Here is a 14,877-nt window from a genome sequence, read left to right as displayed (position 1 = left end):
GCACGGCTTGGCGCCGTCAATGTCGCGGGAGAAAGGCGAAGAGGTGGGAGGCTGGAACAATGACCCGTTCCGGGCTCGTTAGGGCTGCTTCCTTCCGGACCTGACCCGGTTGGCGAGTGGATCGTCCACCACCAACCTCCCGCGCTCCATATCGGCAATTCAGCGGCGAAATGCAAGGGCCGAGCTGCAACCCGCAACCGCATCGAAGGCGGAAAGTCCTTCAAATCGATAATGGCGGTCAATGAATCGCTTGCAGCCACCCTGCCGCCGCTCTAGCGTTCCTGGTTTGGAAAATGCTTGCAACAAAAGCGAAGGAAACGCTCATGCTGCCGGGCCTCGAGGCCGGATTCACGCTGGACGCCCGGCTGGAGGCGGACAGCGAGCAGCTTTTGTGGCTTGGCCTTTGCGAGCTCAGGCTGATGAACGACCGCCGCTGGCCATGGCTGGTTCTGGTGCCACAGCGGCCGGGCGTGGAGGAAATTCACGACCTGACGCCGCTCGACCAGGCGATGCTGACCTTCGAGACCAATATGGTGGCGCAGGCGCTGAAGCGGGTGACCGGATGCACCAAGATCAACACCGGCGCGCTCGGCAACATCGTGCGTCAGCTGCATGTCCACGTCGTCGCCCGCTCGGAGGGCGATCCCGGCTGGCCGGGACCGGTCTGGGGCTATGGCATACGCGAGCCCTACCAGCGCTCCGATATCAGGCGGTTTGCCGAAACGATCAAGGCGGCGCTATAAGCTGACCAGTGTCCATCCGCACATCGAGCCCACCCGAGTTTCCATGAGCTTCCGCCTGTTCGACGCGCCCTTGCGCGAGCCCAGCCAATTCGTCGGTTTCGCCGGCAACCGCATCGATCGGCAGTCCGAGAACCGCGCCGATGATGCGGTCGAAAAAGCGCTGGCCGACCAGGCCGCGCGGCTGATGCTGATGCATGCCGGCCGGCTCTATCTCAAACTCGAGGATGGCACGTTCGACCCCTGGTTCAGGACGGATGAGAGTGGAGCTTTCGAAGCCGCACTCGATCGCGGCGTGCTGCTCGGCTTCTCTGACAGCGGGCCGGTGCTGGCCGTGCCCGCCGGCATCGAGCCGGAAAAGCTGCCCGAGACGATCAAGGCGATCGACTATCGTTCCGTCTATATGCAAGGGCTGGTCGACGAGGCGGCGGCCGGCGCGCTGGCGCAAGGCGCGGCGCTGCTTGCCTGGCACGTAAGCCATGCCTTCTGCTCCAAATGCGGTAACCGCTCGGAGATGCGCGCCGGCGGCTACCGGCGCCATTGCCCTGCCTGCGGCACCGACCATTTCCCGCGCACCGATCCGGTGGCAATCATGCTGACGGTGACGCGCGAGAAATGCCTATTGGGGCGCGGCAGGCATTTCGCGCCGGGCATGTATTCGGCGCTTGCAGGCTTCATCGAGCCGGGCGAGACAATCGAGGCGGCGGTACGGCGCGAGACGCTCGAAGAGGCCGGCATCCGGCTCGGCCGCGTCGTCTACCACGCCAGCCAGCCCTGGCCGTTCCCCTATTCGCTGATGATCGGCTGCTTCGGCGAGCCCCTTAACGAGGATATCCAGGCCGACCTCAACGAGCTGGAGGACTGCCGCTGGTTCTTCCGCGACGAGGTGCGCACCATGCTGGACAGACAGCATGCCGAGGGCCTGATTACACCGCCGAAAGGGGCAATCGCCCATCACCTCATCCGCGCCTGGGTCGACAGCGAATAGGAGCCGAGACATGATCCGCCACACCGTCGTGTTCACTTTGAAGCATCCGCTGCAATCGCTGGAGACGAAGCGCTTCCTGCACGATGCGAAGAAGATCCTGACCGGGATCAAGGGCGTCACGCATTTCGAGCAGTTGCGGCAGGTGAGCCCGAAGAACGATTACCAGTTCGGCTTCTCGATGGAATTCGCCGACCAGGCGGCCTATACTCGCTACAACGAGCACCCCGACCATGTCGCCTTCGTGCGCGACCGCTGGGTGCCCGAGGTCGAGAAGTTCATGGAGATCGACTACGTGCCGTTGGGGTTTGGCTGAACGACAGCGCTGACATCGAGACTAGCGCCTCCCGTGACATCGTCATGCCAGGGCGGAGCGTAGCGGAGACCCTGGAATGCCGTGACTCTGCCGAAGGTGCAGCGGAGCAGAATTCTGGACCATCGCAGCGCGTCGAAGTCACGGAATGGATCCTCGGGTCTGCGCGCGTCGCTTCGCTCCTTGCTCCGCCCGTGGATGACGAAGCTCGAAGGCCTCTGCCAATCCCCGAGGGGTAGTCGTGCCCTTTGAGCCCTCAGCTTACGGACCGAAGACCGTTCAGTCCGCTACCTTCCACTGCTCGCGCGAGGCGCTGGCCGGATAGACGCCGAGGATGCGCATCTCGCGCGAGAAGAAGCGCAGCTCGTCCAGCGCCAGCTTGACCAGCGGATCGTCCGGGTGGCCCTCGATGTCGGCGTAGAACAGCGTCGCGGTGAAGGCGCCTAACTGGTAGCTCTCGAGCTTGGTCATGTTGATGCCGTTGGTGGCGAAGCCGCCCATGGCCTTATAGAGCGCGGCCGGCACGTTGCGGACACGGAAGATGAAGGTGGTCATCATCTTGGCGTCTGGCGCGGGGCGCTCCGCCCATTGCTTGTTCTTGGTCAGCACGACGAAGCGGGTGACGTTGGAGTCGGTGTCCTCGACATTCTTCTCGACGATGTCGAGCCCATAGAGCTCGGCGGCTAAAGCCGGCGCCAGCGCGGCCATGGTGCGGTCCCTGACCTCCGACACCATCTTGGCCGAACCCGCCGTGTCGCCGGCGACCACAGGCTTCCAGCCGTTCTTGCGGATATATTTGCGGCACTGGCCGAGCGCGTGGATGTGGCTGTGGACGGTCCTGATCTCTTCGCGCTTCACGCCCGGCAGCACCATGAGCTGGAAATGGATCGGCAGGAAATATTCGCCGACGATGTGCAGCTTCGATTCCGGCAAGAGGTGGTGGATGTCGGCGACGCGGCCGGCGATGGTGTTCTCGATCGGAATCATGGCGAGATCGGCCTTGCCGGTCTCGACCGCGTTGAAGGCATCCTCGAAGGTCGGGCACGGCAACGGCTCCATCGCGGGGAACATGTTGCGGCACGCCGTGTCGGAATTGGCGCCGGGCTCGCCCTGGAAGGAAATTCTGTTGGTCTTTTCAGGCATGCTGATGTCTCATTTTGAAAGGATTTGCCTGGCGCGTTCGAGATCGTGCGGCGTGTCGACGCCGAGCGGCACGGAATGGACGATCTCGGCGTCGATGCGCATGCCGGCTTCCAGCGCGCGCAGCTGCTCCAGCCGCTCGCGACGCTCCAGCGGCGACGGCTTCAGTGCGACGAAACGTTCCAGCGCGGCGCGGCGATAAGCGTAGAGGCCGATGTGATGGTAGAGCGGCCCCTCGCCCCAGGGCGCAGTGGCGCGGGTGAAATAGAGGGCTCGCAACCGTGTCGACGACAGCGGCGAGCCGACGATCTTGACGACATTGGGATTGGTCTTCTCCTCGTCGCGCACGATCTCGACGCCGAGCGTGGCGATATCGACCGATTTGTCCTCAAACGGCCGCAGCGACGCGCCGATGATTTCGGGGGCGATGGTCGGCAGATCGCCCTGGATGTTGACGATCGTTTGCACCCGCTTTTCGGGGTCGAGCGCCGTCAGCGCCTCGAAGATGCGGTCGGAGCCCGATTCGTGATCCGCTCGGGTCATGACAGCCTCGAAACCATGCGCCCGCACGGCTTGCGCGACCGCTTCCGTGTCAGTCGCCACGACCACACGGCCAAGCCCGGCCTCGGCCCCGCGCCGGGCGACATGGACGATCATCGGCACGCCCGCAATCTCGGCCAGCGGCTTGCCCGGCAGGCGCGTGGAGGCCATGCGGGCGGGGATCAGGATCAAGGTCGACATCGGATTTCAGGGCAGCCGAAAAAAGCGGATGGAAAAGTGGCAAAAGGTCTCACTGGAAGCGCCCTTATAGGTGTTGCAACGCCAGAGCAAAAGACCTAGTTTCCGCGCGGTTTGACTGGCCTTTCAGGGCAGTTCGCGATACCGACGGACGGAGTGGACGGGACGGTCCGCCGGAAAAGGGAGCAAGGGGCGTATGGATTCCAACGAAGTCAACAAGCTGCTCGGCGGATTTCTTGGAACCTGCTTCATCGTCTTTTCCATAGGCCTCGTCTCGGACGGGCTGTTCGCCTCCCCGACGCCCGAAAAGCCCGGCTTCGCCATCGAAGCGCAGGAACCGGCCGAAGGCGGTCCGGCTGCTCCCGCGGCGGCAGCCAAGCCGATCGCCGACCTGCTCGCCACCGCCAATGTCGAGGCGGGCGCCGCGATCTTCAAGAAATGCCAGGCCTGCCATTCCGGCGAAAAAGGCGGTCCGAACAAGGTCGGTCCGGATCTTTGGGACATCGTCGACCGCCCCGTCGCCGAGCATGAAGGCTTCGCCTATTCGGCCGGCATGAAGGATTTCTCCAAGGGCGGCCAGGAGCACTGGACCTACGACAATCTCAACCACTTCATCACCTCGCCGAAGAAGTTCGTGAAGGGCACGGCGATGGGCTTCGCCGGCCTGCCGAAGGATGAAGACCGCGCCAATGTGATCGCCTATCTGCGCACGCTGTCGGACAATCCGAAGCCGCTGCCGCAGCCGGGTGCTTCGGCGGAAGCCAAGCCGGCGGAAGGTGCCGCGCCGGCCAAGCCGGCCGAGGGAACCGCTCCGGCCAAGCCGGCCGAGGGAACCGCTCCGGCCAAGCCCGCCGCGCCCGCTCAATAAACAATTCGTCATAGAGACTTCCTTGGAAAAGCCGGGTTCGTCCCGGCTTTTCTGTTAGGAAAGCTGCATGGACCGCGACAAAGGCGGCACTTGCGGTTTCCACCCGCGTCAAATGATCTAGATTGCGGGTGGGCAGCGCAATTCAGGAAGGGAGAACCGGTTTCCGTCCGGAATTGCGTCGAAACAAAACGATAGAGCGGTTGTCGTTTCCGGGAAACGATGAACCGCTCTGGAGTGCGCGACGAGGAGAACGCATGAAGGTTGGCCGTTTCCGCACGCTTTTCGCATCGGCGTTCGCGCTCGCCTTCGCCGCCAGCTTGCAGGCCGGCTTCGCCGATGAATGGCGCACGACGTCGTCGCTGATCGGACCTTCGAAGTATGGCGAGAATTTTCAGCATTACGACTACGTCAATCCAGATGCGCCGAAGGGCGGCACCTACAACTCCGTGGTCACCGGCACCTTCGACAGCTTCAACCCCTATATCGTGCAGGGATCGCCGGCCGCGGGGCTGGTCGGTTTCGGCGGCGGGCTGCTCTACGACACGCTGATGGATCAGGCGACCGACGAGGGCAGCGTCAGCCACCCCTTGGTCGCCGAGGCTTATAAATATCCCGCCGACTATTCGTCCGCGACCTATCGGCTCGATCCACGAGCGAAATGGCATGACGGCCAGCCGATCACTGTCGACGACGTGGTCTGGTCGTTCAATGTGCTGAAAGCGAACGCCCCGCAATACAACCGCTATTTCGAGAACGTCACCGACGCTGTAGCCATCTCCGACCGCGAGGTCGAATTCCATTTCAACCAGAAGGGCAACCGCGAGTTGCCCAAGATCATGGGCGATCTGGTCGTGCTGCCGAAGCACTGGTGGGAAGGGACTGACGCCAGCGGCAAGAAGCGAGACATCACGCGCCCAACGCTGGAGCCGCCGCTGGGCTCCGCGGCCTACAAGATCGCCAGCTTCAAGCCGGGCTCGGAAATCGTCTGGCAGCGCGTCCCCGATTATTGGGGCGCCAAGCTGCCGGTGAAGATCGGCCGCGAGAATTTCGACACCCAGCGCTTCACCTACATTCTTGACGATAATGCCGCCTGGCAGGCCTTCACCAAGGGTGGGCTGGACGACATCAAGCCGGAAAACAGCTCTCGGCGATGGAATACGGCGTATAATTTTCCGGCGGTGAGCGCCGGCGACGTGGTCAAGCAGGTGTTCAAGACCACCTCGCCGGAACCCATGCAGGCCTTCATACTCAACCAGAGACGACCGCTGTTCCAAGACCGCCTCGTGCGCGAGGCTCTGACGCTTCCGTTCGACTTCGAAACGATGAACCGCACGCTCTTCTACAATTCGAACACACGCACCCATAGCTACTTCCAGGGCACGGAGCTGGCGTCGAGCGGACTGCCGCAGGGCAAAGAGCTGGAAATCCTGGAGAAATACCGAGACAAGCTGCCGCCTGAATTGTTCACTCAGGAATTCAAGCTGCCGGTCTATGACTCGCCGCAGGCGGAACGGAAATATCTGAAGCAGGCGGTCGACCTGTTCGCCCAAGCTGGCTGGGTGATCAAGGGCGGCAAGATGGTGAACGCCAAGACCGGCGCGCCGTTCAAGTTCGAGATCCTTGGCTGGAACGACACCGATCAAGTGATCTCCAGCCCCTGGATCGCCAATCTGCGCAAGATCGGCGTCGACGCCAATCTGCGCATGATCGACCAGACGCAGTACATCAACCGCGTCAATAATTTCGATTATGACGTCATCACCAGCCAGTTACAGCAGTCGGAATCGCCCGGCAACGAGCAACGCGATTTCTGGAGCTCGAAGGCCGCCGACACGCCCGGATCGCGCAATTATTCCGGCATCAAGAACCCGGTCGTTGACGCGCTCGTCGACCGCATCATCTTCGCCACCGACCGCGACGACCTGGTCGCCGCGACCCATGCGCTCGACCGTGTCCTTCTGTGGAACTACTACGTCGTTCCGCAATACTATCGCGCGGTGGTTTGGCTCGCCTACTGGAACAAATTCGGCATGCCGGATAAGCAGCCCAGCTACCGCGGCGCCGATATCGATTCCTGGTGGATCGACACGGCCAGGGAAAAGGCGCTGGCCGCCAAGTACAAAGGCCTCAATTGATGGAGCGGCGGACTTTGCTTCCTCGCCGCGACTTCCTGGCGCTCGGCGCCGCGGCCACGGCCGCCGCGTTGCTGCCGGGCCGGGCCTTTGCAGATACTCCGACCGGCATCAGGCTGCATGGCCTGTCGGCCTTCGGCGACCTGAAATACAAGCCCGACTTCGCCCATTTCGACTATGTCGATGTCGATGCGCCGCAAGGCGGCACCTTCAACTTCTCGCCGCCCAATTGGGGTGCCAACCAGAGCCCGCAGACCTTCAACACGCTGAATTCGTTCGTCCCCAAGGGCGATTCCCCGCAGCGCATGGAAATGTGCTTCGATTCCCTGATGGTGCGGGCGCTCGACGAGCCGGATGCGGCCTATGGATTGATCGCCGAGAGTGTCACGATCTCCGACGACCGCAACACCTTCACCTTCTCGCTGCGCCCGCAGGCGCGCTTCCATGACGGCACGCCGCTCGCCGCCGAAGACGTCGCCTTCACCTTCAAGCTGCTGAAGGACAAAGGGCATCCGGACTATGCGCTGTCGCTGACGCATCTGGCAGACGCCGTGGCGAAGGACACCCACACGGTCGAGCTCAAATTCTCGGGCAAGCAGTCGGCCCGCACCATCCTCAACGTCGTCGGATTCCCTATCCTTTCGAAGGCCTTCTTTACGGCCAACCCGTTCGATTCCTCGCAGCTCAATCCGCCGCTCGGCTCAAGCGCCTACAAGGTCGGGCGCTGGTCGGCGGGCGCCTGGATCGAATATGAGCGGGTGGCCGACTATTGGGGCAACGACCTGCCGGTCAATCGCGGCCTGAACAATTTCGGGCGCATCCGCATCGAATTCTACCAGGATCGAACGGCCGGGTTCGAGGCCTTCAAGAAGGGCGAGATCCTCTACCGCGAGGAGTTTACGTCGCGCGTCTGGGCGACGGCCTACGACTTTCCAGCTTTTACCGCAGGCAAGGTGGTCAAGCACGAATTCCCCGCCGAAACGGTGCCCTCGATGCAGGCCACCGCGGTCAACCAGCGGCGTGAGCAGTTCAAGGACCCGCGCGTGCGGCAGGCGATCGCGCTCTGCTTCGATTTCGAATGGACACGGCGCAACTTCTTCTATGGTTCCTATGAGCGCTCGCAATCCTGCTTCGAGAAATCCGACTTCCGGGCCGCGGGCTTGCCGACGCCGCAGGAGCTGGCGCTGCTGGAGCCGTTGCGCGACCAGCTGCCGCCAGAGACCTTCGGCGAGGCGGTGACGCAACCGCCGTCGGACGGCTCCGGACGAGACCGCAAGCAGCTGAGCGCGGCGCTGAAACTGCTCGCACAGGCCGGTTGGAAACGCTCCGGCGATTTCGTGGTCAACGACAAGGGCGGGCGGCTGGCCGCCGAATTCCTGGTCGACGACGAAACATTCGTGCAGGTCTATTCGCCCTGGGTCGCCAACATGAAGGCCATCGGCATCGATGCCTCGATCCGCCTGGTGGATTCGGCGCAATATCAGCTCAGGCAATCGACATTCGATTTCGACCTGCTCTCGGCGGCCTTCAATTTCAGCGCCACGCCGACCCGCGACGATCTGGAAATTTTCTTCCATTCGCGCAGCGCCTCAGTATCGGGTTCACGCAACCTGTCGGGCGTTGCAAGCCCGGCAATCGATGCGCTGATCGATACCGTCGGCGCCGCCAAGGATCGTGAAAGCCTGACCACCGCCATGCGCGCGTTGGACCGGGCCTTGCGCGCGCGGCGCGATTGGATTCCAAGTTGGTATCTGGCGAATCACCGAAGCGCCTATTGGGACATGTTCGGCTTCCCCGAACAGAAACCCGATTTCGGCTTTCCGGTCGAGGCGCTGTGGTGGTTCGACAAGGGCAAGGCGGCAAAGATTGGCAAAGCCTGACATCACTGTTCGCGCGGGGCCCGTCGCCTGATGGGCGCCTATATCCTGCGCCGCATTCTTCTGATGATCCCGACGCTGTTCGGCATCATGGCGATCTCCTTCGCGGTCATCCAGTTCGCGCCGGGCGGGCCGGTCGAGCAGGTAATCGCTCGGCTGACCAACCAGGGCGGCAACGACCGCCTCGGCAGCGGTGGCGGCGACGCCGCCGGCGGCAATTTCGACGTTGCCGGCGATGTCGGCTCGAAATATCGCGGCGCGCAGGGGCTCGATCCCGAATTCATCAAGAAGCTGGAAAAGCAGTTCGGCTTCGACAAGCCGCCGCTCGAGCGCTTCGGCATGATGCTGTGGAACTATATCCGCTTCGATTTCGGCGACAGCTATTTCCGCGATATCTCGGTGCTGAACCTGATCCTGGAGAAGATGCCCGTCTCCATCTCCATCGGCCTGTGGATCACGCTTCTGTCCTACCTGATCTCGATCCCGCTCGGCATCCGCAAGGCGGTGAAGGACGGCTCGACCTTCGACGTGTGGACCAGCGGCGTCGTCATCGTCGGCTATGCCATTCCAGGCTTCCTGTTCGGCATCATGCTCATGGTGCTGTTCGCAGGCGGTTCGTTCTGGGACTGGTTTCCGCTGCGCGGCATCGTTTCTGACAATTGGGATCAGCTCTCCTGGCCGGGCAAGATCGCCGATTATTTCTGGCACATGACGCTGCCGCTGACGGCGCTCGTGCTCTCGGCTTTCGCGACGACCACCCTGCTCACCAAGAACTCCTTCCTTGAAGAAATCCGCAAGCAATATGTGGTGACGGCGCGCGCCAAGGGGCTGTCGGAGCACAAGGTGCTCTACGGCCACGTCTTCCGCAACGCCATGCTGATCGTCATCGCCGGCTTTCCCGGCGCCTTCATCTCGGCCTTCTTCACCGGCTCGCTGCTGATCGAGAACATCTTCTCGCTCGACGGCCTCGGCCTGCTCGGCTTCAAATCGGTGATCGACCGCGACTATCCAGTGGTGTTCGCCACCCTCTACATCTTCTCGCTGCTCGGCCTGTTTGTCGGCCTTCTGTCCGACCTGATCTACACCTGGGTCGATCCGCGCATCGACTTCGAGCGGAGAGACATCTGATGGCCGAGGCCGCGATAGAAAGCGCGCGGGCGCGGCCTCGCAGGCCATTTCTGTCGCCGCTCAACCAGCGGCGGTTGCAGAATTTCAAAGCCAACCGGCGCGGCTACTGGTCGCTCTGGATCTTCCTGTTGCTGTTCGTGCTGTCGCTGTTTTCCGAGCTGATCGCCAACGACAAGCCGATCATCGCCTCCTACAAGGGCGAGATCCTGTTTCCGGTCCTGGTCGCCTATCCGGAGGAGAAGTTCGGCGGTTTCTATGCCGTCACCGATTATCGCGATCCGGTGATCCAGGACGAGATCAACTCCAATGGCTGGATGATCTGGCCGCCGGTCCGCTACTCCTATCAGACGGTCAACAACGCCATTCCGGAACCGGCGCCGGCAAAGCCGTCCTGGCTTTACGACAAGAAGACGCGCTGCAGCCAGTACCCGCAAGGCGAGGCCGACGCCAACTGCACCGTCGGCAACTGGAACTGGCTGGGCACGGACGATCAGGCCCGCGACGTGCTGGCGCGCGTGCTCTATGGCTTCCGCATCTCGGTTCTGTTCGGCCTGATCCTGACGCTCGGCTCGTCGCTGATCGGCGTCGCGGCCGGCGCGGTGCAAGGCTATTTCGGCGGCTGGACCGACCTTCTCTTCCAGCGTTTCATCGAGATCTGGTCGGCGATCCCGGTGCTCTATCTGCTGCTCATCATCTCGGCCATCCTGCCGCCCGGCTTCTTCATCCTGCTCGGCCTGATGCTCCTGTTTTCATGGGTGGCGCTGGTCGGCGTGGTGCGGGCCGAATTCCTGCGCGCGCGCAACTTCGAATATGTCAACGCGGCACGCGCGCTGGGCGTGCCAAACCTCACCATCATGTTCCGCCACCTTTTGCCGAACGCCATGGTGGCGACGCTGACCTTCCTGCCCTTCCTGCTCTCTGGCTCAATCTCGACGCTGACCTCGCTCGACTATCTCGGCTTCGGCCTGCCGCCGGGCTCGGCCTCGCTCGGCGAATTGCTCAAACAGGCGCAGCGCAACCTCAACGCCCCCTGGCTCGGCATCTCCGGCTTCATCGTGATCTCGCTGATGCTGTCCCTGCTGGTCTTCATCGGCGAGGCGACGCGTGACGCCTTCGATCCGCGCAAGACGTTCAAATGAGCCAAGCCCTCCTTTCCGTCCAGGACCTGAGCGTCGCCTTCGCGCAAGGCGGCAAGCAGGCGATCGCCGTCGATCACATCTCATTCGACATCGCCAAGGGCGAGACGCTGGCCCTGGTGGGCGAATCCGGCTCGGGCAAATCGGTCTCGGCGCTGTCGGTGCTGAAGCTCCTGCCCTATCCCGCCGCCAGCCATCCGTCGGGCAGGATCCTGTTCAGTGGGGCCAACCTGCTCGCCATGGACGAGAAGGCGTTGCGCGGCGTGCGCGGCAACAAGATCACCATGATCTTCCAGGAGCCGATGACCTCGCTCAACCCGCTGCACACGATCGAGCAGCAGATCGTCGAGGTGCTGCAACTGCATCAGGGCCTGCGTGACCAAGCCGCGCGCGCCCGCACGCTGGAACTGCTCACCGAGGTCGGCATCCGCGATCCGCAAAAACGCCTCGACGCCTATCCGCACCAGCTCTCCGGCGGCCAGCGCCAGCGCGTCATGATCGCCATGGCTCTGGCCAACGAGCCGGAGCTTCTGATCGCCGACGAGCCGACGACCGCGCTCGACGTCACCGTGCAGGCGCAGATCCTGGAACTGCTGGCGGAGCTCAAAGCCCGCAAGGGCATGTCGCTCCTGTTCATCACGCATGATCTCGGCATCGTGCGCAGGATCGCCGACCGCGTCTGCGTCATGACCAAGGGCAAGATCGTGGAGAGCGGCCCGACCAGGGAAATATTCGCCAATCCGCGGCATGACTATACAAAGCATCTGCTCGCGGCCGAGCCGAAGGGCAAGCCGCCCACAACCGACCCGGGCGCCAAATCCGTCATGACCGGCAAGGACATCAAAGTCTGGTTCCCGATCAAGAAAGGCTTCTTCCGCACCACGGTCGACCATGTGAAGGCCGTGGATGGCATCGACGTCACAGTGCGGGCCGGCCAGACCCTTGGCGTCGTCGGCGAATCCGGTTCGGGCAAGACGACGCTGGGTCTGGCGCTCGCGCGGATGATCTCCTCGACCGGCACGATCAATTTCAACGGACGCGACATCAACCAGCTCTCTTTCGGCGCCATGCGGCCGCTGCGGCGCGAATTGCAGATCGTCTTCCAGGATCCGTTCGGATCGCTCAGCCCGCGCCTTTCGGTCTCCGAGATCATCGAGGAAGGGCTGAAGATCCACGAGCCGAAGCTCTCGGCCGACCAGCGCGACAACAAGGTGATCGCCGTGCTGAAGGAGGTCGGCCTCGATCCCGAAACGCGCCACCGCTACCCGCACGAGTTTTCCGGCGGCCAGCGCCAGCGCGTCGCCATCGCCCGCGCCATGGTGCTCAACCCGCGTTTCGTCATGCTCGACGAGCCGACCTCGGCGCTCGACATGAGCGTGCAGGCGCAGGTGGTCGACCTTTTGCGCAGCCTGCAGGCCAAGCACAATCTCGCTTATCTCTTCATCAGCCATGACCTCAAGGTCGTCCGCGCCCTTGCCAACGACGTCATCGTCATGCGCAATGGCCAGATCGTCGAGGCGGGACCTTCCGAGCAGATTTTCAGCAGCCCGCAAACCGACTATACGCGGGCGCTCATGGCGGCGGCCTTCAAGATCGAGACCGCGCCGACCGGCGTGGTCAGCGAGTAACCCGACCGGTACTGGCGAACAGGGAAGAAAAATCCGAGAATGGAAAAAGGCAAAATCCTGCTTGCCCTCACGGGCATCCACCCGCAGCGCTGGCACGAGTTGCTCTCGGCCGAGCGCGAGGTCGTGCTGGAGCCGAACGGCGCCGACGACCCGTCGATCACCTATGCGGTGGTGTGGAAGCAGAAGCCGAACCTCCTCAAATCGCTGCCCAATCTGCGCGCCATCTTCTCGATCGGCGCCGGCGTCGACCACATCTTTGCCGATCCCGGCCTGCCCGACGTGCCGATCGTCAAGATCGTCGCCGACAATCTTACCCAGTACATGGTCGAATATGTCGTCTGGCGCGTGCTCGACCACCATCGTCAGGCGTCGCTTTACCGGGCCCAGCAGCAGAAGAAGATTTGGCACGAGCCGCCGCAACGGGTGGCCGGCGACGTCTCCGTCGGCATCATGGGGCTTGGCAGTCTTGGCCGCGCCGCGGCTTCGGCGTTGTTGTCGCTCGGCTTCGCCGTCAACGGATGGTCGCGCAGCGAGCGGCCGATGAAGGGCGTTTCGACCTATGCCGGCGAGGCGGGGCTAATCCCCTTCCTCAATGCCACCGATATCCTGGTCGTGCTTCTGCCGCTCACGCCGCAGACCCAAGGCATCGTCAATTACGGGCTGCTCAAGGAACTGCGCCGGCGCAACGGCCTTGGCGGCGCCGTGCTGATCAATGCCGGGCGCGGACGGCTGCAGAAGGATGCCGACATTTTGCGCGCGCTGGACGACGGCACGCTGAAGGAAGCGAGCCTCGACGTGTTCGAGGTCGAACCGCTGCCGAAGACCAGCCCGTTGTGGAGCCATCCGAAAGTGTTCGTCACGCCGCATGCGGCGGCGACGTCGGATCCCGCTCACCTGGTACCCATCATGCTGCGTCAGATGGCAGCTTACGAGCGCGGCGAGAAGCTCGATAACCTGGTCGACCGAGAGGCGGGGTATTAGTCGGGAGTCAGACCCCATTCGTGGAAGCGCTGTTTGATCGCCGGCAGCGAACACAGTTGCAGCTTCGGCAGATCGAGTTCTTCGAACATTGCCCGGTATTTCCTGCGGTTTCGCGGCGTGGTGACGGCGATGTGGTGGATCATGTCCCATTTGACGCTGTCGCGCCCGCCTACCAGCGCGCCGTGCCGCTTGGTCTCGAACAGCGTTCGCCGAAAGTAGCGCAACAGACTCGCTGGGGTAGAGATGTCCAGCAGGATCAAGCCTGTCGCCCGCCGAAGGCGCTGCGGCATGCAAACTGAATAATTTCCGTCCATCACCCAGCGCTCGCAGGCTATCGCAGCATCGTGCAGGGCGATGAATTCCTCCCTCGGACGCTGCTGCCAATCCGTATCGGGCAGATGAAAGAGCTGATCGAGGTGAACGGCTTCCAGCCCGCGCTTGCGCGCGATCGCGTTGGCAAGGGTGGACTTACCGCTGTTGGACGGTCCCAGGATACAGATGCGGTCGCCGAGGTCCCAGAGATTCATCGGTTGATCTTTCAAGCGCGGTCAAACGCTCGCCGGTCCAGCCGAGCGTTAAACGGAATATCGAATATCGGACACTCAGGAAGGCTTCGAGCCGGGTAGCCCGAGCGTCTCCTTTTTCTTCGGCTTGCCGCAGTCGCGGCGTTCGATCGAGCGATTCATGGCGTCGATCTCGCCGCTCGCCTTGTTGCTGGCGCGCTGCGCCTTGGAGCGCGTGTCAGGTATGAACGGGCCGAAGCCCATGGCTGGATTGGAAAAGGTCGGCTTGGCGGTGACGGGCAGATTGTTCTGCCGCGCCAGTTGATTGCGCTGCGCCAGCAATTGGTCGCAAGGCACATCGTCATATTGCAATGAGGATTGGACATCCTCGTCCTGACGCTCGGCCATCGACGTGCCGCCGACACAGCCGGCCACCGTCAGGCAAGACGCCAATGCAACCATGGTCCAGCGCATGGATATCTCCTTGCGACATTCGCCCCTTACAATCCGACATGCGATTTGGGCTTTTTCGGGGGCAGAGAATTAATACAACGTCGGCGGGACAGCACCCCCCTCTGTCCTGCCGGACATCTCCCCCGCAAGGGGGGAGATTGGCAGTTTTCGGCCTGCCGCCCTTCCTGCGGCGCTGGCGATTGGCGAAAGCCAGCGCGACATCCGATCTCCCCCCTTGCGGGGGAGATGGCCGGC

Annotated in this window: 14 protein-coding genes and 1 other RNA gene; 10 read left to right on the top strand and 5 right to left on the bottom strand. The window is 62.9% G+C overall.

Translation table 11 applies throughout. The annotated features are described in order from the left end of the window. Positions 1-43: 43 nt before the first annotated feature. Positions 44-140: signal recognition particle sRNA small type (ffs, locus tag LB525_RS15230), an RNA gene on the bottom strand. Between the two features lie 183 nt (positions 141-323). On the opposite strand from ffs, the gene LB525_RS15225 reads away from it, so the two are divergent. From LB525_RS15225 to LB525_RS15215, 3 genes are read left to right on the top strand one after another with little or no spacing between them, the layout of a single operon-like run. Continuing rightward, positions 324-743, top strand: a complete 420-nt coding sequence (locus LB525_RS15225; RefSeq protein WP_224545216.1) for an HIT domain-containing protein — start codon at positions 324-326, stop codon at positions 741-743. 43 nt (positions 744-786) lie between these two features. Further along, positions 787-1,728 carry an NAD(+) diphosphatase gene (gene nudC, locus LB525_RS15220; RefSeq protein WP_224545215.1) on the top strand — a complete coding sequence of 314 codons (942 nt, stop codon included), beginning with the start codon at positions 787-789 and terminating at the stop codon, positions 1,726-1,728. A 10-nt stretch (positions 1,729-1,738) separates the two neighbouring features. Next, positions 1,739-2,041, top strand: coding sequence for a Dabb family protein (locus tag LB525_RS15215; RefSeq protein ID WP_140843772.1), 303 nt, complete (start codon positions 1,739-1,741; stop codon positions 2,039-2,041). Positions 2,042-2,317: 276 nt separating this feature from the next. Here LB525_RS15215 and LB525_RS15210 read toward each other — a convergent pair whose 3' ends face one another. Together LB525_RS15210 and LB525_RS15205 are read right to left on the bottom strand one after the other, a co-directional pair. Continuing rightward, positions 2,318-3,181, bottom strand: a complete 864-nt coding sequence (locus LB525_RS15210; RefSeq protein ID WP_224526763.1) for a prephenate dehydratase — start codon at positions 3,179-3,181, stop codon at positions 2,318-2,320. 9 nt (positions 3,182-3,190) lie between these two features. Further along, on the bottom strand, positions 3,191-3,919 hold the full coding sequence (locus tag LB525_RS15205; RefSeq protein ID WP_224545214.1) for a 3-deoxy-manno-octulosonate cytidylyltransferase: 729 nt from the start codon (positions 3,917-3,919) through the stop codon (positions 3,191-3,193). A gap of 193 nt (positions 3,920-4,112) precedes the next feature. Between LB525_RS15205 and LB525_RS15200 the strand changes: the two genes are divergently transcribed. From LB525_RS15200 to LB525_RS15170, 7 genes are all read left to right on the top strand, one after another. Further along, entirely contained in the window at positions 4,113-4,784 is a 672-nt protein-coding gene (locus LB525_RS15200; RefSeq protein ID WP_224545213.1) for a c-type cytochrome, read from the top strand. A 254-nt stretch (positions 4,785-5,038) separates the two neighbouring features. Then, positions 5,039-6,919, top strand: coding sequence for an extracellular solute-binding protein (locus LB525_RS15195; RefSeq protein WP_224545212.1), 1,881 nt, complete (start codon positions 5,039-5,041; stop codon positions 6,917-6,919). Further along, positions 6,919-8,796 carry an extracellular solute-binding protein gene (locus LB525_RS15190; RefSeq protein ID WP_224545211.1) on the top strand — a complete coding sequence of 626 codons (1,878 nt, stop codon included), beginning with the start codon at positions 6,919-6,921 and terminating at the stop codon, positions 8,794-8,796. The genes LB525_RS15195 and LB525_RS15190 overlap by 1 nt, the downstream gene beginning before the upstream one ends. Positions 8,797-8,826: 30 nt before the next feature. Continuing rightward, positions 8,827-9,921 (top strand): microcin C ABC transporter permease YejB, encoded by a 1,095-nt coding sequence (locus LB525_RS15185; RefSeq protein WP_224545210.1) that lies wholly within the window; start codon positions 8,827-8,829, stop codon positions 9,919-9,921. After that, positions 9,921-11,060 (top strand): ABC transporter permease, encoded by a 1,140-nt coding sequence (locus LB525_RS15180; RefSeq protein WP_224545209.1) that lies wholly within the window; start codon positions 9,921-9,923, stop codon positions 11,058-11,060. Before LB525_RS15185 ends, LB525_RS15180 begins: the two co-directional genes overlap by 1 nt. Next, positions 11,057-12,685, top strand: a complete 1,629-nt coding sequence (locus LB525_RS15175; RefSeq protein WP_224545208.1) for an ABC transporter ATP-binding protein — start codon at positions 11,057-11,059, stop codon at positions 12,683-12,685. Before LB525_RS15180 ends, LB525_RS15175 begins: the two co-directional genes overlap by 4 nt. Before the next feature lie 39 nt (positions 12,686-12,724). Continuing rightward, a complete protein-coding gene (locus LB525_RS15170; RefSeq protein WP_224545207.1) occupies positions 12,725-13,666 on the top strand; it encodes a 2-hydroxyacid dehydrogenase in 942 nt (313 codons plus the stop codon). On the opposite strand, the gene LB525_RS15165 is transcribed toward LB525_RS15170, so the two are convergent. Further along, positions 13,663-14,193, bottom strand: a complete 531-nt coding sequence (locus LB525_RS15165) for an AAA family ATPase (RefSeq protein WP_224545206.1) — start codon at positions 14,191-14,193, stop codon at positions 13,663-13,665. The genes LB525_RS15170 and LB525_RS15165 overlap by 4 nt on opposite strands. Before the next feature lie 75 nt (positions 14,194-14,268). Continuing rightward, positions 14,269-14,643, bottom strand: coding sequence for a hypothetical protein (locus tag LB525_RS15160; protein ID WP_224545205.1), 375 nt, complete (start codon positions 14,641-14,643; stop codon positions 14,269-14,271). Between the last annotated feature and the right edge of the window lie 234 nt (positions 14,644-14,877).

This window comes from Mesorhizobium sp. CA16 (genome assembly GCF_020165175.1).
Taxonomy (GTDB): Bacteria; Pseudomonadota; Alphaproteobacteria; order Rhizobiales; family Rhizobiaceae; genus Mesorhizobium.
The sequence above is the reverse complement of the archived record's forward strand: the minus strand, read 5'-3'. Positions and strand labels throughout refer to the sequence as shown.